We start from the raw sequence: 19,581 nt of genomic DNA, 5'->3' as shown, positions 1-19,581 counted from the left end.
CCCTCCCTTTCCCGCAGAACTCAACGATGTGGCAGTCACTCACCCTTGGTCGGCGCGCCGTCGGTCCTTTCGATTTTCGCGGCCTCTTCCGAGTTATTCCTTCGCATTTCTTCCATCTCTTCCTCGCTCGCCTTCGGGAGGTCCTCGCCCTTGACCCTCGGCCGGTCCTCGTCCCTGATCTCCACCTTCACCTGCTTGAACGTCTCTCCCGCGGCCGAGGACGCCATGCCGGCCGTCGATGCGGGGTCCTCGCTGGTGGCCTGCTGTCCGGCGGCGGCCGACCCGGTCCTCTTGAACAACGGGGACAGAAAGCCGTTCATGATGCGGAGCGCCTCGGGTGACGTCTCACGCACAATCTTCGGGTCGCGCTCAACATCCCGAATTCCGTCGTACAGTTCCGGGTCGACCCCTTTCCATTCGGGCCAGGCACCCGGAATGTTTTCGCCAACCTTTTGAGCGGACTCTTCGGCGGACCTGGCTTCACTCCCGCCGCCCTCGAAAATGTTTTTGAAAGACATGGCCTCCCCTTCGATCGTGTCAACTGCCTACCCCTGAGGAAATCCGCCCATCCGGCTCGGCTCCACTCTTCGCGTCCATCACCTGACCCCGAGTCCGACGAAACGTTTATTCGGGCCGCAATACCGACCGAAACTGATCCTCGGTCAGGGTTTTTCCTCGCGTGACGTACTGAAATGGCCCCGCCTCCGGGCCTGAAGAGGCCGGGGCGGGCCGTCGGGTGGCCCGCAACGGGGCGACGTCGAACTGCAGAGCGGGGCGGTTCCTCGCCAATCCGGTGATTTAGCAACGGGGCTGCGTACGCGGCCCCGTTGCTCACTCCGTCGGGCAGTAGCGGTAGAACATCATCGCGAATACCGCGGCCGTCACGGCCGGCGACAGCCAGACCGACCGACCGACCGCGGCACGCTGGCGTCAGTCCGGCTGTGGAGGAAGCCGAAGGCGATCGCGACGGACAGGCAGGAGCCGCCCGTGTGTTCCGCTCACGGGCGGCTGTCGAAGCGATGCTCATGAGGCGCGGAAAGCCGGATCGCAGCAGAAGCCACTGTCCACGACACCGCGCTCCCTGTCTTCCGACCAGTGCGTGAGCACCTTGCGCGCGGTGGCCCTGGTGCGTGCAATGACCTCCGGCAATGCCAGTAGCTCAGGGCGCGAAGCATCGTCGGGGGATGACCCGGACCTTGGCCGCCTCCGTGTCCTGTCCTGTCCTGGCGTGCCGAATGGGCGGGCAGAGTGGGTCGGCCACGACCGCTTCCAGTGCGGTCACCTGCTGTCCGCGGTGCTCGATGTCGCGATCGGTACGGGCGAGGCACGTGCCGCACCCGTGCCCCCAATCACCCCTTCAAGCCGTAGAAGCGCATCGGGGTGTTCGGGGTGAAGCCGATGCGTGGGTAGACCGGCGCGCCGGCGGCGGTGGCGTGCAGGATGGCGCGGGTGAGGCCGGTGGCCAGGGCTGCCTCGTACAGCGCCTTGCGGGTCACCGCCTCGGCGTAGCCCTTGCCTTGCCACTGCGGGTCCGTGGCGACGAGGGCGACGAACAGGCGGCCGTCCGCCGGGATCGCGCCGGCGCAGGTCACCGGGACGCCGGCCCGCAGGCCCAAGTAGGCGTGCGCGTCGCGCTTCCACAGCGTGGAGCCGAGGAGGCCGTCGCGCGCGGATGCGAGCGGGAGGCCGTAGGCGCGCGCGTTGATGTCCGCGTAGGCGCGCAGGTCCGCTTCGGTGGTCACGCGCGCGAACGTGAGGTCGGGGTGGGCGGGTTCGGGCAGGGCGAGCGGGTCCGCGGCCATACCGGTGGCGGGGAAGGCGTATTCGAGACCGGCCCGCTCGGCCGCCGCCTGCAACGCCGTACGCGCCGGGGCGTCGAGCAGGTCCTCGAAGACCCACAGGAAACCGGGGCGGTTCTTCGAGCGCATGATGTCCACCGCCTGGCCCAGGCGCAGTCCGAGGAGTTCCGGGTCCGCGCCGACATCGGTCAGCGCGACGCAGTTCCAGAAACCGAACTCGCAGTCGGCCCAGCGAACGGCGATGCCCGGCAGATCCCGCACATCCGCGTCCGCCGTCCGGTCGAGCACCATCTCCCGCCAGACCAAGCCGAGTTGCTCCATGGATTCGATCGACTCCGAAAGACCGCTCATCGTCACCCCTTCAATCGGCGATCCCGCACACACCTGATCTCGTGGTGGAACGACTCAACGATCCGCCGGTTACTCCGACCGCCCCGGCCGGTACACAAAAACTCCACACCCCGACTCCGCCGGGCCGACATCGGCACGCCCGGCTCGCTCACCGCGGTCCACGGACCGTCCGACGTCCCGGTGACGGCGGTCCACGCCCTGTCCGACATCCCCGTAACGGCTCCCGCACAGGCCGGAGGCCCGACCGCCGTCACCGGATCCACCGTCTCCGGGCCGCCGCCGCTTGCCGACGGCACCGTATTCCGCCGACCGTGCGCGAGTCCGATCACGGGTGACCCGGTAAAGCCCCGCACCGGACCGCGTTCGTCGCGGGGTACTGCCGCGACGAGTTGCGGTCGCCCCTCTTGGCTTGCCCCATACGGGCTGCTAGCTTCCGACTTGACAACGTTGCCAACGCACTCCGAGGTCGCCCGGGGCCCGCACGGCGGACCTCGGCGAGCGCACGACGCCCGGCCCAGCACGGCCCGCACCGCCGCACCGACCCGCCTTACCCCTCAGCGGCCCGCGGACGACTACCCGCCTCACGGTGTGGACGGGACCGGCCGCCGCGAACGCGCGAAAGGGCCCGAGCCCCGCGAACGCGGGAAAGAAGCGCGCGTCCTCGGGCCGGCCGATCAGCATGCAGCATCCCCGAGCCGGAAGCGGCTCCCAACGGTGGAGGTGGCGTGAGAACTCGTCATGGCAACAGGAGACTTCGGTCCGCGAGCCGGTTCGCGCTTTTCGCCGTGGGTCTCGCGACCGCGGCGGTCGCGGTGCTGCCGGCCGGCGCAGCGTCCGCCGGAACCCGGACCGCGGCCGTCACCTCGGGTCTGAACTACGTGGCGATGGGCAGTTCCTTCGCCGCCGGCCCCGGCATCCCACCGGCGCAGACCGGCACCGGGGCCACGGCGTGCGCGCGGTCGGGCGCCAACTACGCGAGCGTGCTGTCCCGGGACATCGGGGCGAACCTCACCGACGCCAGTTGCAGCGGTGCCACCACGGCCAACGTGCTGACGGACAGTCAGGCCGGGCAGCCGCCGCAGATCGACGCCGTCACCAGCGCCACCCAGCTCGTCACCGTCACCATCGGCGGCAACGACGTCGACTACCTCACCAGCCTCGACACCTACTCCTGCCTGACCGGCGGCGGTTCCAACTGCGGCAGCGTGGACCAGGACGTCATCAACCAGACCTTCCCCGCGCTGGCCGGCCGCATCGAGAACGTCGTCACCGCCGTCCACGCCGTCGCCCCGCAGGCGCGCGTGCTCCTGGTCAACTACTTCACCATCCTGCCCGCTTCGGGCGCGTGCACGGGAGTGCCGCTCAGCGCCGACCAGTTGACGTTCGAGCACAGCATCGCGTCACGGCTGGCCGTCGCGACCAGCACGGCGGCGACCGCGACCGGCGCGACCCTGGTCGACCTGGCCTCGGCGAGCAGCGGCCACGACGCCTGCTCGGCGAGCCCCTGGGTGGAGAAGTACACCGTCGCGGCGGGGCGTACCTCGTACCACCCGAACGAGGCCGGGATGAACGCCGCTGCGGCGCTGGTGGAATCCACGCTCGCGACCACCGGCCTGACCGCCACCGGGCCCGTCCGCTCCGGCATCGCCGGGAAGTGCGTGGACGTGGCGGGTTCCGGCACGGCCGACGGCACGCACGTCCAGCTCTACGGGTGCGACAGCACCGCCGCGCAGGACTGGACGCTGGTCCCCGGGGCCGGCGGGACGCTCCGGGCGCTGGGCGGCTGCCTGGACGTGAGCGACAGCGGCACCGCCGACGGCACGCTCGTCCAGCTGTGGCAGTGCAACGGCACCGGCGCGCAACGCTGGCAGACGGGCGCGAACGGCGCGTTGGTCAATCCGCAGTCCGGACGCTGCCTGGACGACCCGAACAGCACGACGGCGGACGGGACCCAGCTGAGGATCTGGGACTGCAACGGCACCGCGGCCCAGCAGTGGACACCGTCGAGCTGACTCCCCGACCGACTCCCACTCCGCCGCTCCCACTCCCCCTCCCACGCCGGCCCGACCCCGCCCTGACCCCGGCCCCGAACCCATCTCCCCGAACCACGGACGTTCCGCACCGCCGACGAGGCCCGAACGTCTCTGTCCTGTCGGTCTCCCGGCACGCTCCCCTCGCGACCGCCCATCCAGGTCCGTCGCGAGGGGAGGAGCTCTTCACCGGCGTCCCCGCACATCACCTCTCCCTTCTGGCGCAACGTTTCCTCGGGGCGGCCGTCGCTAGTGCACCTGGTCGGGCTGGCGGGCTTGGTGGAACTGGTTGGCCGGCACCGCGAGGCCGTAGTGCTCGCGCAGCGTCGTACCTTCGTACGCCTCGCGGAACAGCCCCTTGGCGCGCAGGATCGGCAGCACGTGCTCCACGAAGGTCTCCAGGCCGGAGGGCAGGGCGGGTGCCATGATGTTGAACCCGTCAGCAGCGCCGCCCTCGAACCACGCCGTGATCGTGTCGGCCACCTGGTCGGGTGTGCCGATGAACTCGAAGTGGCCGCGCCCGCCCCCGAGTCGGGAGATGATCTGGCGGACCGTCAGCTTCTCGCGTACCGCGAGTTCGATGATCAGGTCGGAACGGCTCTGCGCACCCTCCAGTTCGGGACGCGCCAGGATGAAGTCCGGCAGCGGTTCGTCGAGTTCGAACGACGACGGTTCGGTCTCGAAGACGGCGGCCAACTGCCGCAGCCCGTACGCCGGGACGCGCAGGTCGTCGAACTGCTGCGCCAGCGCCTGGGCCTCCGCCTGGGTGGACCCGATGTAGGGGACGATGCCGGGCAGCACGATCACGCCGTCCGGGTCACGGCCGGCGGCCCTGGCCCGCGCCTTGATGTCACCGTAGAAGTCCGCCGCCCGCTCGTAGGTCGTGTGAGCGGTGAAGATCGCCTCGGCGTGCCGTGCCGCGAAGTCCCTGCCGTCCTCGGAGGAGCCGGCCTGGACGAGCAACGGGTAGCCCTGCGGGGGCCGTTCGACGTTGAGCGGGCCCGCCACCGAGAAGTACCGGCCCCGGTGGTCCGGCCGGTGGAGTCGCGCCGGGTCGGCGTACCGCCCGGACGCCTTGTCCGCGACGACGGCCTCCGTCTCCCAGCTGTCCCACAGCGCCTTGGCGACCCGCAGGAACTCGTCGGCGCGGGCATAGCGGCCGGCGTGGTCGGGAACGCCGTCCAGGCCGAAGTTGGCCGCCGCGCTCGCTCCCGCCGAGGTGACGATGTTCCAGCCGGCCCGGCCGCCGCTGACGTGGTCGACCGAGGCCAGCCGGCGCGCGAGGTCGTACGGCTCGTTGTAGGTCGACGACACGGTCGCGATGAGCCCGATCCTGCTGGTCGCCTGGGACAGCGCGGTCAGCAGCGTCAGCGGGTCCAGTTGCCCGGGGGGCCGGAACTCGCCGGTGCCGGTGAGCGCCGGGCCGTCCGCGAGGAAGAGGGAGTCGAACGCGGCGCTCTCGGCCAGCTGAGCGAGTTCGATCCAGTGCCGCAGGTCGAAATCGGCCCGTGGGTTGCTGTCCGGGAGCCGCCACGACGCCTCGTGGTGACCGGCTTCCATCAAGAAGGCGTTGAGGTGGAGCTGACGTCTGGCACTCACAGGGGTGCCCTCCTGTCTGTTCCGTGCTGGTGACAGTCCTGTGCGGCTGTCCGTTCCGTGCTGATGGCTGTTCCGTGCGGCTGTTCTGTGTGGCTGTCTGTTCCGTGCGGCCGTGTGCTCCGTGCGGCTGTCCGCTCTGTGCGGGCAACCACTGCGTGCGGCCGTCCGCTCCGTACGGGCGACCGCTCGCTACGGCTGTCCGCTCCGTGCGGACGACCGGCTCAGTTGGGCTTCGAGCTGTCGAATCCGGCCGGGAGGAGGTTGTCGGTGATCGCCGGGACGTCGACCTTCCGGCTGATCTGATGAGCCGTCAGAAAGGCGTTGCCGAGCTGCTGTTCGGCCGCGATGTCCGCCTTCCCCACCGGGGTCACCCGGCTCTCCATCGTGGGCAGCACCGTCTTGGCATCGGACAGCGGGATGCCCTCCTCCTGCGAGATCGCCTGCGCGTACTGGGCGGGGTGCTGGACCGCCCAGTGGAACTGCGCCGCCAGCCGTTTCAGCACGTCGGTGAGGGCGGCCCGCTTGACGGGGTCCTTCAGCGAGGTGTCACTGGCGACGTAGTAGCTGCTCGTCTGGTCGATCGGCGGGAGGCCCTTCACCAGGATGCGCGCGCCCTGCTGGACCGCGAGTGCCGACTGCGGGTTCCAGATGGCCCAGGCGTCCACCTTGCCGCCGGCGAACGCGGTGGCGCCGGCCGCCGGGTCGAGGAAGACCAGGTGCACGTCCTTGGGGGTCAGGCCCACGCTGCTGAGCGCGTTCAGGGCGAGCCCGTGGGCCGAACTGCCTTGCGGTACCGCCAGTTTCTTCCCCTTGAGGTCCGCGAGCGTCCTGATCGGCGAGCCCTTCGGCACGATGATGTTCTCGATCGGCCGGGTGGGCCGCAGGGAGCGTTCCACGGCGACGATCTTGAAGCCGTACTCCTTCGCGGCACCGGTGATCGGCGGCACGTCGCCGACGCTGCCCAGGTCGATGTCGCCGGAGGCGGCGGCCTGCACGAGCGGCGGGCCGAAGGTGAACCGGGCGAACTTCACCTTGTAGGGGGCGTTGGCGAACGCGCCGGTGATCTTCGACAGCGCCTGGCCGCCGTCGCCGCCGTTGTCGCCGATGGTGAAGGTGTACTTGCTCCACTCGGGGTGGGCGGCGGCGCTCGATCCGGTGTGGCTCAGCGGGGTGGCGGCCGAGGAGGACCCGCCGCAGGCGGCGAGGGTGCTCAGGAGGGCGACCGCGCCGAGGGCGCCGGTGACACGGGAGGTTCTTGCGGGCATCGTTCTCACTGCTTTCTGGGTCGTTCCCGGTACGGGGAACGGTCGGCGGTCTTCCCGGTACGGGGCCGGCAGGGCGGGCGGTCGGCGGTTTCCCCGGTACGGGGCCGGTACGGGGCCGGTACGGCGGGCGGTCGGCGGGGCGTTCCCGATACGCGGGGGACGGTCAGCGGCGGCCGGCGAGGCCGAGGTCGTCCAGGAGTGCGGAGCGCAGTTCCTCGCGGGCGGCGCTCGCCTCACGGTCGGTGTCGCTGAGCCGGACGAGGCGCGAGGTGCCGATGCGCCCGTCGCTCATGACGACGATCCGGTCGGCCAGCGCGATGGCCTCGTCGACGTCGTGCGTGACGAGCAGCATGGCCGCGTGGTGTCGGCCGCGCAGCCCCCGCACCAGGCCGTGCATGCGCAGCCGGGTGATCGCGTCGAGCGCCGCGAACGGCTCGTCGAGCAGGACGAGTTCGGGTTCCGCCACCAACGCCCGTGCCAGCGACACCCGTTGGGCCTCGCCGCCGGACAACTCCTTGGGCCAGGCCCGCTCGCGGCCGGAGAGTCCGACCTCGGCGAGCGCCTCGCGGCCCCGCCGCTCCGCGTCCGGACCGCGCAGGCCGAGCGTGACGTTGCGCAGGACCCGTTGCCACGGCAGCAGCCGGTCGCCCTGGAAGACGATCGCGCGGCGGGCCGGCACCTCCACGCGTCCGCCGTCGGGCCGGTCCAGTCCGGCGAGCAGTCTCAGCAGGGTGCTCTTGCCGCAGCCCGACGGGCCCAGCAGGACCACGAGTTCGTCCTCGTCGACCGCCAGGTCCAGGTGGTCGAGCACCACGCGGTCGCCGAACCGGCGCACGGCCTGGTCGACCCGGACCGCGGCCTGCCGGCGCGAACGTGTCGCCACGGTGACGTTCATGACGCCTCATAACCCGGGCGCCAGCGCAGCAGCACCCGTTCGAGTATCCGGACGAACTGGTCCGCGAGCAGGCCCAGGAGCGAGTAGACCGCCAGCCCGACGAAGACCTGGCCGGTCTGGAGGTAGGTCTGCCCCTGGGTGATGAGGAAGCCGAGGCCCTGGTCCGCGTTGACCGTCTCGGCGGCGACCAGTCCCAGGACGCTGTAGGCCAGGGAGAACCGCAGCCCCACCAGGAACCCCGGCAGCGCGCCGGGCACCAGCACCCGGCTCACCAGGCGCCACGTGCCGGCGCCCGTCGTCCGGGCCATCTCGATCAGCCGCTGGTCCACGCCCCGGATCGCGGCGAACAGGTTGAGGTACATCGGGACGCCGGCGCCGAAGGAGATCAGGAGCACCTTCGTGGTCTCCCCGATGCCGAACCACACGATCATCAGCGGCAGCACCGCCAGCAGCGGGACGGTGTTGAGCACCTGCACGACACCGTTGAACAGGTACTCGCCGCGGCGCAGCAGCCCGCCGAGCACCCCGGCGGTGACGCCCACCGTCAGGCCGAGCGCCAGACCGAGGCCGGCCCGTCGCAGCGATACGGCCAGGTCAGGGCCCAGCACGCCCTGCCGCCACAGGTCGACGGCGTTCGCCACGATGGCGCTCGGCGCCGGGGCGTAGGCCGCCGACAGCACACCGGTCCCGGAGAGGATCTGCCAGGCGACCAGGAGGAGGACCGGAGTCGTGTAGATCCCCAGCGGCCACCGCAACCGCCGGCGGATCGTGCCGAGCGGCGTGCGCCGGCGGGCGCCGACCGGCAGGAAGATCTCCCGCCCCGGCGCGACGGCGTCGGCGGTTCTCCCGGGGTCGGCGTCGGCGTCGGCGTCGGCATCCGATTCGGCAGCGGCATCCGTCTCCGTGTGGGTAGCGGCAACGGCATCCGCGTGAGCGTGAGTAACGACAGCGGCATCCGTCTCCGCATGGGCAGCGGCAGCGGTATCCGCGTCGGCTCCGGCGACCGGCGCCGCGAGCGGGGTCCCGGTCATGCCGCGACCCGCCACACGCTGGTGTAGTGCGAGGCCTCGCCGACGAGTTGCTCGCTCGGGCGGCCGTCGACACCGGCCGGCACGTCGCCCGCGACCGTCACACGGTTGAGGCGACGCGGGTGGTCGTCGTAGTTGTCCACCGCGTAGTGCTGGGTGATCCGGTTGTCGAAGATCAGCAGCTGGCGCGGCGACCAGGACCAGCGCAGGGTGTTCTCCGGCCGCGTCACGTACGACTGGAGCACCCGCAGCAGGTCGGCGGACTCGCCGGCGGAGAAGCCGACGATCCGCTGGGCGAACCCGCCGATGAACAGCCCGCGTTCACCCGTCAGCGGATGCACCCGCACGACCGGGTGCTCGGCCTCGTACGGTGTGGCGGCGAAGACGCGGTCGTACTCCTCGTGCCTGGCCGTGGCGGCCGAGGGGCGCGCGTAGTCGTACCGGTTGCTGTGCACCGCCCGCAACGAGTCCGCCAGGACGCGCAGCGGTTCCGGCAGGTCGCGATAGGCCGCCGCCGAGTTCGCGATGAGCGTCTCACCGCCGTACAGGGTGGTCACGATGGAGCGGAGCGTGCTGACCTGCGGCGGGTTGACCACGAAGGTGACGTCCGTGTGCCACGCGTTCGCCTTCGACGTCTCGCTGTCGACGGCGAGCACGTTCCTCGTGCCGTCGACCGCCGGAACGTTCGGGTGCGCGGTCGTGAGTTCACCGAACCATCCGGCGACCCGCTGCTGACCGGCGTCGTCGAGGTCCACGTCCTCGAACACGATCGCCTTGTGCTCGTTGAGGGCGTCACGCAACGCCGCGATCGTGGCGCGGTCCGACGAGGCGGTGAAGTCGACGCCTTCGACGACCGCGCCGATGCGGCTCGTGAGCTTGCGGATGGACAAAGGCATGAGGAAACCCCTCGTGAAGTGGGTACGCAGCAGGGCGCGGAAATGCGGGGTGGACGAAAGGCGGGATGGACGAAAGGCGGAGCGAACGGGCGGCGTGAACACCCGAGTTGCCGTGTCGACAGCGGTCGGGCGCAGCGCGGTAGCGCCGGTGGTCGGGCGCAGCGCGGTACCCCCGGGTCGGGCGGATCACCGCAGGGACAGCGGTCGGACGGATCGCGGCGTCATCAGCGGTCGGACGGTGGACGAGAGCGCCGACGGCAGCTCACGCCGCGGGCGGAAGACGGAGTACGGCACGCCGCAGGCCGCCGGGTCTCGGCGCCAACTGGGCCGTGCTCAAGGCCGGTTCGCTGTGTTATCGGCGCCGGCGCGACCGCATGACGCGTCTCCCCCGGCCCCGGCCCCCGGCCCTCGGGACGCACGGAGAGGTCCGCCGAGCACGGTCAGAGGGCGAACACGCCGAATCCGACCGGCTCGACGAACGCGACGAACGCGACCGACTCGGCCGACGCGACGGACTCATGGGAAGGCTCCGGCAGGAGGACGGACGCGCGCCGCCCGGTTGCCACGGGAGCCGGCGGTGTCCAACTACCGCCGCCGGAAGCGGCGTTGCGGGTCAGCGACAACAGAACGCGCTGGACACGTGCGCCAGGTCGATGTGGCGCCGCCTCGTCAGGTCCAGGTGCGGGGTCATGCGACGAGTCCAGCAGACCTCCGGCACCACGGTCAAGAATTCCGCGCCCCTGTTCACGCGGCGGATACGCCGCGGATACATGGGCCCGCGCGGGCTGCCCGACAGGCCGGGTCCGGGCCCGTCACGCCCGGCGTCGCGGAGCGGACGGGCGGCGGTCGCGGACCGGCGTCGCGGGAACGGTCACCGGCACCATCGCCCCGGTGCAGTCCGATGCGACCTCCGGCACGCCCGAACGGCGTCCCCCGAACGACCTCCCCCAACCGCTGCTCCCCCGAACGCCGACCGCCCTGCCGCAGTCTCCCTGGCACGACGGCACCCTCTGCCACTGCTCCGGGCACGGACCCCCTCTGCCGCAACCCCCCGGGCACGCCCCTTGCCGCGAGACTCCCCGGGCACCGCCCCCTACCGCGGTCTCCCTGAGCACAGGCCCTCCTACTGCGGGCTCCCCAGGCACGGGCTCCCCTGCTGCGGGGCTCCCCGGGCAGCCGCGGGACTCCCCGGGCACGCCCCCCTGGGCACGGCACCTCCAGCCATCGGGGTACGTGACCCGCCCATCCGGGGGATTCTCGGTTCCCGACCGGCACCAACCCCGGCCGGGGGCTTCTCTTTTGGAGGCGATTGCCTTGTCATGGACACGTTCGCCTAGCCAGGTACCTGCCTGCCCTGCCGAGAGGAACGCATCAGCGTGAGAAGTCTCAAGTCCACGGCGGCCGTCATCGCCGCCGCCGCAGCCATCGCCCTGGGCTGCGGTCTGGGCACCGCTGCCGCCAGTCCCGCACCCGCCGCGCACACCGCCGCGGCCCCCCGCGCGACGGTCGGCGTCTGCAGTTCCACCGCCGCCTCGAACCACACCGTCCATGGCGCCCTGCCCCAGGCGGAGGTCCACCGCCGGCTGTCCTCCCTCACCGCGCAGCACCGCGCGGACTACGGGCTCCCGGCCAAGGGGCCGCTCGGCACCGCCGCCGGCCAGGTCGCACGCCAGCCACTGGTCGACATCCACCCGTCACAGGGCACCGCGTTCAAGTCGATGTCCGGCGCGGACGGTTCCTGCGCCACCCAGTCGGTGTCCACCCAGCTCAACGCCGACAGCGCCACCACGATCTACACCCCGACCATGTACCCGCCCGGCGGCTCCTGCGTCGAACTGGTCACGGTCTACACGACGTCCGGCCGCTCGGTCTCCGCCTGGGACTGGTGCAAGAGCGTCAGCTTCGCGGCCTCGGTGCCCATCGACAGCTCCTTCCTGAGCACCTACACCAACGGTTCCGGCGCCTACACCGGACGGGTCATCCAGACCGACGCGGCCTCCAACACCTGGGCCGCGGCTCTCTACAACTACTCGACCGGCCAGTGGGACACCCTGTTCACCCAGTCCGGGACCAACCAGTCGGGACGCACCGACGGCTGGGACATCGAGGAGCTCTACTCCACGGTCGCCTCCTCCGGCCAGGCCTACTCCTGTGGTGACATGGCCGGCCTGACCTTCGAGTCCAGCAACATCTCGGTGCGGAACAACGGCGCCTGGTCGCCCGCGAGTTCGGCGAACGCCGACACCCACTACGACACCCCGAGCAGTGACTTCTACTGCCCCGACCGCAACTACCAGATGGTCAGCGCCTACGACCACTGGAAGACCGTGGGCTGATCCCGCCCCGCGCCGCGCCCCGCACACCCGCGGCGCCGGAACCGGCAGGCCCTCTCCGCAGGCGCCTGCCGGTTCCGCGACACAAGCACACCGCGCCGAGCGGGAACGTCCTTGGCGCCGACTACCCCGCCGCGCCCCACGTCCCTTTCGGCCGACCGCTTCTGGCTGCCGTCCGGAGCCGGCCCCCTCCCGCCGTCCAGTCGACCTACCCGGCCGACGGGCCGCGCGGTGAACGTCTCTCCGCGCCGCCGCCATGCGGAACACTGCCGCCATGCGGAACACTGCCGCCATGCGGAACGCCGTCGCCCGGCGGACCGCCAGCGCCCGGTGGTCTCCCGTCGGTCTCGCCCCCGTGGTCCCGCCCGGCCTGCCGCGACGCGTCGACGATGCGTTGCAGGGCCCGCACGTGGTCCTCCAGCGCGGTCCGCCCGGTGTCGCTCAGGTTCAGCCAGGTGCGGGGGCGTTTGCCCACATACCCCTTCTCCACCTCGACGTAGCCCTGCGCGCCGAGGGTGGTGACCTGCTTGGACAGGGCGGACGCGGACAGGTCGACGGCCTCGCGCACCCAGCCGAACTCGGCCCACCGGGTACCCGCGAGCAACGACACGATCGACAGCCGCGTCGGGTCCAGCAGCAGCGGGTCGAGGTCAGCGGGAGCCATGAGCGTTACCGCCGCCCCGGGCGAGCGAGAGCAGTCCCGTCTGAAGGCTCGGGCCGAAGACGATCAGGGCGCCGCCCAGAAGGGCTCCCACGATCGTGCGCAGGTACGGCACCGCCAGGTGCGGATGCGGGACGAAGAGGGACACCAGGCCGACCACGAGCACGGCGGCGATGACGACGCGGTGGTAGAGCGCGAACCGCGGCGAGACCTCCTGCCGGCGCAACCGCGTCCTGCGCCCCAGCACGGCTGCCCCCCGACGGCTCCTGAGCATGACGCTGTACAGGACGACGATCGCGGTGAAGGCCCACGAGGTCCAGACCGTCACCCCCTGGCCGAAGAAGTCCGGGGCCGCGAGGAACAGGAAGATCGCGACGCCGAAGACGACGCCGACCCATCGCGACTCACCGACCGAGTCGAACGTCTGGCTCCTGCGACGGTCGACGTCGTCCAGCGCGCGTGCCGCCTCGTCGGCGGTGGGACGGTCGGACATGGGACCTCCTGAAGATCGCTGGCGTACTCCGGTCACTGAAGTTGCTCGACCAGAACTACTTTCCTCTGAGGAAACTACTTTCCTGAGTCTCTCCCGTCAAACACATCCGCCGTCGACACCACCCACGGACGCGGCATCGGCGCCGTACCGCCGCCCCCGGCGAGTCCGCCGACGGGCACGAGGACGTGCGGCGCACAGGAGGCCGGAAGGGCGATCCCGCTCTGCCGGCGGGGTCCGGCCGCGGCGTCGGGCACCTGCTGAAGGCCCGGGTGTCTGCCGTACGCGCCGTGCGGGGGCCACCAGGGCGCCAGGCGGGCGGCGCGGGAAGCGGCTCGTCGCGGGTCACCGGAGGCGCTGCCGTTACGGACACCGAGCGCCGGGCGCGGCCGAGCCGTGGCGGGCGGTCGGGCGGGCGGGCGGCCAGGGGGTCGGGTAGGAGCGCGTGACCTCGCCGACCCGTCGTGGGTGAGTCGTGCGTGATCCGATCCGGGGTGTCGCGCATCGCGTCCGGAACGGCACCGTCGCGCAAGACGCCTGCCGTACACCGCCACGCACACCGCCGGCCGTCACGTCGGCGGGTCGGGGGAGAAAGCCGCACCGCACCGCGCGGCACGTGACGACAACTGCCGCCGGAGCGACCGGACATGGGCCCGGCACACCTGGGCCGTGGGCGATCCTACTTTCGCGCCGGTCATGCGGCACCGGTGTTCAACCCACCGTTTCGAGCGGTTGAACACGCCGCGCCCTGCGGGATTCCGCCGTAGCAGGGCCGATGGCGGCGACCGCCCCTCCTGCACGTCCGGCCCGCCTTGTCGGGCGAATCGGCCTCGCCTACAGTCATCAGCCGCAGGCCTTCGCCCGCGTCCCTGCTCCGAGCACGTGGAACTCCACGCTCAGTCAGCCGCTTTCGCGACCAGTGCTCCCAGCCGTTCTTCCCAGCCCCTGTTCTCCGTCGTCGCTCCCGCCTGTCGTCCCCAACTGCCGTACCGGGCCGCCGTTCCCGGCTGTCGTACTCCGCCGTGCGCGCTTCCACGTCACGCGGCACGACACGCACCGCAACCGCACCACCCGCACGGCACGGCATCGCAGCGCACGAACACGGCACCGCACGAACACCGCACCGCTCAGCCCCGCGCGACACAGCACCACGACAACGTTTTCCTGAGATCACCGACGCATCGCGGACTGCGGAAACCCCGCACGGAGGTCGTTTCTGGTGCAGGCGTCCTATCAAGTGCTGTTGCGCGACGCCGGGTTCAGGTGTTGTTTCGCCGCCCGGGTGCTGTCCCGGGGTGGCGATGTCGTCTTTCCCATCGGGCTGACCGGTGCGATGCTCGCGAACGGCTACGGGACCACGCAGGTCGGCATCGTGCTGGGATCGTCGATGGTGCCGGCGGTGCTGCTGATGCTGATGGGTGGCGTGCTGTCCGACCGCTTTCCCGTCCGGCGCCTGATGATCTCCGCCGACACGGTGCGTTTCCTGGCCGAGGGCGTCCTGGTCGTGCTCTTCTTCTGCGGGCAGCCGTCGCTCGTCGTGATGACGTTGCTGACCCTGGTCTGCGGGGCTGCCCAGGCGTTCTTCCAGCCGGGGCTGGCCACGCTCATCCGCCACCTGGTGCCGGGCCGGCTGCGGGAGGGGAACGCGCTGATCCGCACCGGCGAGTCCGTCATGACCTTCGCCAGCCCCGCCGTCGCCGCTGTGATCATCGTGCTGACCGGGCCGGTTCTGGTCATCGCTCTCGACGCGGTGACCTTCGGGTTGAGCGCCCTGCTCCTGTCGCGGATACGGATCACGGGCCGGGCGCGGCCGGAGACGAGGCCGGGGGTCTGGAAGGAACTCGCCCACGGCTGGCAGGAGTTCTCCTCGCGGCCGTGGCTGTGCTCGGTCATCGTGGTCTTCGCGCTGTTCGGGCTGCTGGTCTTCGGCCCCTTCGACGTGCTGAAGGCCGTGGTGCTGACCCGCCGGTTCGGGGCGTCGGCCTACGCGCTGGTGGTGGCCGCCCAGGGGCTCGGGTCGCTGGCCGGCGGTCTGCTGGCGCTGCACAGCGATCCCGGCCGGCCGCTGCGGACCGGTGCGGCGATGCTGCTGTCCTTCGCGACCGTTCCCGCCGTGATCGCGCTGGGCGCGCCGTTCTGGCTGGTCGCCGCCGCCATGCTGCTCGGCGGCATCGGTCTCGCCTTCTGGTCGGTGATGTGGTCGACGGCCGTCCAGACGCACTCTCCGGTGGAGGCGATGAGCCGGATATCCGCCTACGACGTCGTCGGTTCCACCGGCTTCACACCGATCGGCCGGGCCCTGAGCGGACCGGCCGTCGCTCTGGCGGGCACGACGGCCGTCCTGCTGGGAGGGGCCGTGCTCACTGTCGCCGGCTGCCTGGTCCTCCTGGCACTGCCCGCGGTGGCGCGGCTGCGGTCCACCGAAAACCAGGTCCCGAACCGCCCGCTCCGGAAAACGGTCAGCTCATCCGATGGCAGGGGATTGTGATGCACCCTCGAACGAGCCGGACACTCAGCGCGAAAGAGTTCGCCGACATCAAACACACCGTATCGATCCGGTCGCGTTCCCGGGCCGGTCTGCGCGCCGATCATTCCTACGCGGCGGACATTCCGCGTGAGGTGAGCCTCCAGCTGACCTACCGGTGCAACTTGCGCTGCACGCACTGCTACCAGTGGAACGAGCAGGGCTTCTTCCGTGACTGGAGTGTGGAACGGCAGCGCACCGAACTCGCGCTCGACGTGGTGGAGAACGTGCTCCGGGAAACCGCCCCGGTGCGTTCGAAGCTCTTCCTGTGGGGCGGGGAACCGCTGATGCACAGCCGGTTCGACGAGATATCCCGCCTCCTCGAACGCTATCCGCGCACCGTCAACATGTGCACCAACGGTCTGCTCTTCCAGCGCCACCTCGACGACCTGCTGCGCATCAACGAGAACCTGAACCTGCTGGTGAGCCTGGACGGCCTGGACGACGACCACGAGGCCCTGCGCGGGAAGGGCACCTTCGCCCGCACCGTGCAGAACCTCCGGCTGATGCTGGACATGAAGCGGCGCGGGGAGTTCAAGGGCGAGATCTCGGTCTCCTGCATGGTCTCGCACGCCACCGTGGACCGCATGTACGAGTTCATGGAGTGGGCCGAGGACATCGGCGTCAACACGGTGTACTTCCAGTTCCCGTGGTACATCAGCCCGCAGGTCGCCGAGGCCATGGACGCGGTGTACGAGGAGGCCTTCAGCTGGCTGGGGACCGAGACCGGGACCAAGCGCCCGACCTGGCACTCCTACACCTACCGCCTGCCTGAGGACCGGCTGCCGCACCTGCGCGAGTCCATGGCCCGGCTGGCGGCCCGTTCCTGGCGCTCGCGGGTCCGCTACCAGCCGCAACTGGAGGCGGACGAGATCGAGGACTTCATCCGCGGCACCTCCCGGCCGGCGCAGGGGCGCAACCGCTGTCTCGCGGTGACCAACCGCATGGAAGTGCACGCCGACGGCAACGTCAGTTCGTGCAAGTTCTTTCCGGAATTCGTGGTGGGGAATCTCTACGAGACGCCGGTCCTGGAATTGTGGCGGAGCCCGAGTTTCACCAGGGTGCGCGGTCTTCTCGCGGAACGAGGAATGATGCCCGTGTGCTCCAAGTGCATTCTTCTCTACCTGAACGGAGTGTGAGGGGCATGACGGAGACCGAGAACCGCGTCAAGAAGGTACTCGCCGAGGTGCTGCACGAGGTCGTGCCGCCCGAGGCGGTCACCGTCGAGGCGGACATGGTGCAGGAACTGGGCATGGACTCGCTCCAGGCGATCCAGTTCCTGCTGCGGATCGAGGACGAGTTCGACATCGAGCTCGACTACGAGAACCTGAGCCTGGACCACCTGCGCTCGGTGCGGGAGTTCGCGGTGGTCGTCGAGGCGGCCGGGGCGACGCGGTGACCGACGCCGCGCTGGTGCTGGGGACCTTCGGCGCCGAACAGCACTGGCGGCCGGAGGGTATGGCGCGGCTGCCCGGGGTGCGCGACCCCCGGGCGGTGGCGTGGGTGGCGGCGATGGACGAGCTGCTCGTGCTGCTCACCCGGCCGGGCGACACCCTGGCCACCCGCAGGCCGCTGTCCGGCGCGCTGCGCGAGGTCCTGGCGCACGCCGGAATCACCTTCGCCCACCAGCTGCTGCCGCAGGGGCCGGCCGGGGCGTCCGCGGAGGCGCTGGCCGCCGAGGAGCCGTTCCTGACCGGTGTCGCGGCCGGCCACCACCGGCTGGAGCCGTTCGCCGTGCTGCCGGACACCGTGGCTCTGGCGCAGCGCATGGGCCTGGCCGGGGCGCTGCCCGCCGCGGACGTGGCCGCCCGGGTGAACGGCAAGCTGTGGTCGAACGCCTGCGTTCGCGAACTCGGGCTGCCCGGGCAGGCGTACGAGGCCCGCGGCAGCGCGGAGGTGGCGGGGCTGGTCGAGCGCGCGGCGCGGGTCACCGGTGCCGTCCTCGTCAAGGACCCCTTCGGTGTCGCGGGCCAGGGCACCTTGGAGATCGGGTCGGCCGCCACCGCCGCCCGGCTGACGCGGCACCTGCGCCGGCAGGAGGAGGCCGGCTGCGAGGTCCGCCTGCTGGTCCAGCCGCGGTGGGAGCGGCGGTGGGACTTCTCCGCCCACCTGGAGATCGCCCGGGACGGCACCGCCCGGGTGGTGGGCGTGCAGCACCTGCGCAACCAGGGCTACCGGCACGCCGTCTCCGGTCCGCTGCCGGCCGCGCTCGCCGCCGAACTGCGCGGGCAGGGCTACGCGGCGGTGCTGACCGCGGTCGCCGAGCGGCTGGCCGGCGAAGGCTGGTTCGGGCCGGTGTGCGTCGACTCGATGGTGTGCGCCGACGGCATGCTCGTACCGGTGCTGGAGGTCAACGCACGGCAGTCGCTGGGCCGGCTCAACCTGCGGCTGAACGACGTGGCCGGCCGGCGGGGGCTCGAATCCCACCTGTGGCAGGAGGAGATCGCCCTGGCGGAGGGTGAGGGCATCGACCAGGTGCTGGCCGCCCTCGCCGGGGAGGGGCTGCTGTACACGGGTGGGTCCGAGCCCGGTGTCCTGCCGCTGAGCGGGGGGTGCCTGACGCCGCCCCGGGGCCGGTTGTGCTGCGCGGTGCTGTGCCCGCCGGGCGCGTTCGACCACTGGGCGCAGCGGGTGCGGCGGTGCCTGGCCACCGCACGGTCGGCGCGGACCGACCGGGTGCCGGCGCGGTGAGCGTGCGCATCGGCCTGCTGGGGGCGACCGGCATCGCCGAGCGGGCGATCGTGGGCCCGGCGGCCGACCGTCCCGGCGTGCTGGTCGCCGCGGTCGCGGCGCACGACGTGGAGCGGGCGCGCCGGTTCGCCGCCCGGCACGGGGTGGCGGTGGTCCACGAGCGCTACGAGGACGTCCTCGATGACCCCTCGGTCGACGCCGTCTACATCTCGCTGCACCATTCGGCGCACGCCCGGTGGGCGCGGGCGGCCGCGGCGGCCGGCAAGCACGTCCTGGTCGAAAAGCCCCTCTGCCTGACGCCGCAGGAGGCCGCGGGGATCGAACGGGCCGCCGCCACCTCCGGCGTGCGGGTGGTGGAGATGGTGATGACGGCGGGCCACGAGTGGCAGTCCCGGGTGCGCGACCTCGTCACCGGCGGCCGGTTCGGCCGACTGCGCGGCATCCGCTCGCGGATGCGCTTCGAGGTCGCCGCCGGGTCCGGGTTCCGGCTGCGGCCGGAGCTGGGCGGCGGGGCGTTCTACGACACCGCCTCGTACTGGTTGCAGGCGGTCCAGGCGACGGCCGGGATCGGCGGTGCCGTCGCGAGCGGCGTCTCGGACTTCGACGGGCCCAACGGGGTCGACCGGAGTTTCCGCGCCCGGCTGGACCTTCCGAACGCGGTGACGGCCGTCCTGGAGTGCGCCTTCGGCACCGGCCACCTGGCGGAACACGAATTCGCGTTCGAGCAGGCCGACGTCCGCGTCCCCAAGGTGCTGCTGCCCGCTATCGGCCTCGCCGTGCCGCTGAACATCGTGATCCGGCCGCACACGGGATCACGCACGGTCGTCGCGTGCGCCCCCGTCGACTACTACCGTGTCCAGTTCGCCCGCGTCCTCCAGTTGCTCGCCGGCGCCCCCGGGGAATGGGGAGCCGGCATCGACGAGGCGACCGCGCGGGTCCGGCTGATGGCCGCGGCTCACCGGGACGCGGTCGAGCGGCAGAGCCCGTCGACAGATCGGAACCCGAATGCCCTCCTCTGA

At 71.4% G+C, this 19,581-nt stretch carries 16 protein-coding genes; 7 read left to right on the top strand and 9 right to left on the bottom strand.

Annotated elements, in window-relative coordinates; translation table 11 throughout:
• Positions 1-35 precede the first annotated feature (35 nt).
• Together POF43_RS06545 and POF43_RS06540 are read right to left on the bottom strand one after the other, a co-directional pair.
• Positions 36-518, bottom strand: coding sequence for a hypothetical protein (locus tag POF43_RS06545; protein ID WP_271324278.1), 483 nt, complete (start codon positions 516-518; stop codon positions 36-38).
• A gap of 831 nt (positions 519-1,349) precedes the next feature.
• Positions 1,350-2,150 (bottom strand): GNAT family N-acetyltransferase, encoded by an 801-nt coding sequence (locus POF43_RS06540; RefSeq protein ID WP_282704450.1) that lies wholly within the window; start codon positions 2,148-2,150, stop codon positions 1,350-1,352.
• 785 nt (positions 2,151-2,935) lie between these two features.
• Between POF43_RS06540 and POF43_RS06535 the strand changes: the two genes are divergently transcribed.
• Positions 2,936-4,162, top strand: coding sequence for a ricin-type beta-trefoil lectin domain protein (locus POF43_RS06535; RefSeq protein WP_271325701.1), 1,227 nt, complete (start codon positions 2,936-2,938; stop codon positions 4,160-4,162).
• 267 nt (positions 4,163-4,429) lie between these two features.
• On the opposite strand, the gene POF43_RS06530 is transcribed toward POF43_RS06535, so the two are convergent.
• The 5 genes from POF43_RS06530 to POF43_RS06510 form a co-directional block, all read right to left on the bottom strand.
• The gene (locus POF43_RS06530; RefSeq protein ID WP_271324061.1) at positions 4,430-5,779 is read right to left on the bottom strand and encodes an LLM class flavin-dependent oxidoreductase; all 1,350 of its coding nucleotides are present in this window, start codon (positions 5,777-5,779) and stop codon (positions 4,430-4,432) included.
• Between the two features lie 221 nt (positions 5,780-6,000).
• Positions 6,001-7,044 (bottom strand): aliphatic sulfonate ABC transporter substrate-binding protein, encoded by a 1,044-nt coding sequence (locus POF43_RS06525; protein ID WP_271313855.1) that lies wholly within the window; start codon positions 7,042-7,044, stop codon positions 6,001-6,003.
• Between the two features lie 163 nt (positions 7,045-7,207).
• Positions 7,208-7,939 carry an ABC transporter ATP-binding protein gene (locus POF43_RS06520; protein ID WP_271324060.1) on the bottom strand — a complete coding sequence of 244 codons (732 nt, stop codon included), beginning with the start codon at positions 7,937-7,939 and terminating at the stop codon, positions 7,208-7,210.
• A complete protein-coding gene (locus POF43_RS06515; protein WP_271324059.1) occupies positions 7,936-8,970 on the bottom strand; it encodes an ABC transporter permease in 1,035 nt (344 codons plus the stop codon). The genes POF43_RS06520 and POF43_RS06515 overlap by 4 nt, the downstream gene beginning before the upstream one ends.
• Positions 8,967-9,863: a TauD/TfdA dioxygenase family protein gene (locus POF43_RS06510; protein ID WP_271324058.1), complete on the bottom strand. Its 897-nt coding sequence runs from the start codon at positions 9,861-9,863 to the stop codon at positions 8,967-8,969. The genes POF43_RS06515 and POF43_RS06510 overlap by 4 nt, the downstream gene beginning before the upstream one ends.
• A 1,376-nt stretch (positions 9,864-11,239) precedes the next feature.
• Between POF43_RS06510 and POF43_RS06505 the strand changes: the two genes are divergently transcribed.
• On the top strand, positions 11,240-12,199 hold the full coding sequence (locus POF43_RS06505) for a hypothetical protein (RefSeq protein ID WP_271324057.1): 960 nt from the start codon (positions 11,240-11,242) through the stop codon (positions 12,197-12,199).
• 205 nt (positions 12,200-12,404) lie between these two features.
• Here POF43_RS06505 and POF43_RS34810 read toward each other — a convergent pair whose 3' ends face one another.
• The gene (locus POF43_RS34810; protein WP_271324056.1) at positions 12,405-12,860 is read right to left on the bottom strand and encodes a winged helix-turn-helix domain-containing protein; all 456 of its coding nucleotides are present in this window, start codon (positions 12,858-12,860) and stop codon (positions 12,405-12,407) included.
• A complete protein-coding gene (locus tag POF43_RS06495; RefSeq protein ID WP_271313656.1) occupies positions 12,847-13,350 on the bottom strand; it encodes a hypothetical protein in 504 nt (167 codons plus the stop codon). Before POF43_RS06495 ends, POF43_RS34810 begins: the two co-directional genes overlap by 14 nt.
• A gap of 1,216 nt (positions 13,351-14,566) precedes the next feature.
• Between POF43_RS06495 and POF43_RS06490 the strand changes: the two genes are divergently transcribed.
• From POF43_RS06490 to POF43_RS06470, 5 genes are all read left to right on the top strand, one after another.
• Complete coding sequence (locus POF43_RS06490) at positions 14,567-15,835, top strand: MFS transporter (protein WP_271323916.1); 1,269 nt, start codon at positions 14,567-14,569, stop codon at positions 15,833-15,835.
• A 131-nt stretch (positions 15,836-15,966) separates the two neighbouring features.
• The gene (locus POF43_RS06485; protein ID WP_271323917.1) at positions 15,967-17,010 is read left to right on the top strand and encodes a radical SAM protein; all 1,044 of its coding nucleotides are present in this window, start codon (positions 15,967-15,969) and stop codon (positions 17,008-17,010) included.
• A gap of 5 nt (positions 17,011-17,015) precedes the next feature.
• On the top strand, positions 17,016-17,270 hold the full coding sequence (locus tag POF43_RS06480; protein ID WP_271313653.1) for an acyl carrier protein: 255 nt from the start codon (positions 17,016-17,018) through the stop codon (positions 17,268-17,270).
• Positions 17,267-18,562 carry an ATP-grasp domain-containing protein gene (locus POF43_RS06475; RefSeq protein ID WP_271323918.1) on the top strand — a complete coding sequence of 432 codons (1,296 nt, stop codon included), beginning with the start codon at positions 17,267-17,269 and terminating at the stop codon, positions 18,560-18,562. Before POF43_RS06480 ends, POF43_RS06475 begins: the two co-directional genes overlap by 4 nt.
• Complete coding sequence (locus POF43_RS06470) at positions 18,559-19,581, top strand: Gfo/Idh/MocA family protein (RefSeq protein WP_271323919.1); 1,023 nt, start codon at positions 18,559-18,561, stop codon at positions 19,579-19,581. Before POF43_RS06475 ends, POF43_RS06470 begins: the two co-directional genes overlap by 4 nt.

It is taken from the genome of Streptantibioticus silvisoli, assembly GCF_027947535.2.
GTDB classification, from domain to species: Bacteria; Actinomycetota; Actinomycetes; order Streptomycetales; family Streptomycetaceae; genus Streptantibioticus_C; species Streptantibioticus_C silvisoli.
This window is presented reverse-complemented; position numbering and strand designations above follow the sequence as displayed.

Coding starts and splice junctions, on each gene's coding strand:
- POF43_RS06515 (WP_271324059.1), bottom strand. CDS start 8,970: ATGACCGGGACCCCGCTCGCGGCGCCGGTCGCCGGAGCCGACGCGGAT.
- POF43_RS06520 (WP_271324060.1), bottom strand. CDS start 7,939: ATGAACGTCACCGTGGCGACACGTTCGCGCCGGCAGGCCGCGGTCCGG.
- POF43_RS06495 (WP_271313656.1), bottom strand. CDS start 13,350: ATGTCCGACCGTCCCACCGCCGACGAGGCGGCACGCGCGCTGGACGAC.
- POF43_RS06510 (WP_271324058.1), bottom strand. CDS start 9,863: ATGCCTTTGTCCATCCGCAAGCTCACGAGCCGCATCGGCGCGGTCGTC.
- POF43_RS06540 (WP_282704450.1), bottom strand. CDS start 2,150: ATGAGCGGTCTTTCGGAGTCGATCGAATCCATGGAGCAACTCGGCTTG.
- POF43_RS06525 (WP_271313855.1), bottom strand. CDS start 7,044: ATGCCCGCAAGAACCTCCCGTGTCACCGGCGCCCTCGGCGCGGTCGCC.
- POF43_RS06480 (WP_271313653.1), top strand. CDS start 17,016: ATGACGGAGACCGAGAACCGCGTCAAGAAGGTACTCGCCGAGGTGCTG.
- POF43_RS06545 (WP_271324278.1), bottom strand. CDS start 518: ATGTCTTTCAAAAACATTTTCGAGGGCGGCGGGAGTGAAGCCAGGTCC.
- POF43_RS34810 (WP_271324056.1), bottom strand. CDS start 12,860: ATGGCTCCCGCTGACCTCGACCCGCTGCTGCTGGACCCGACGCGGCTG.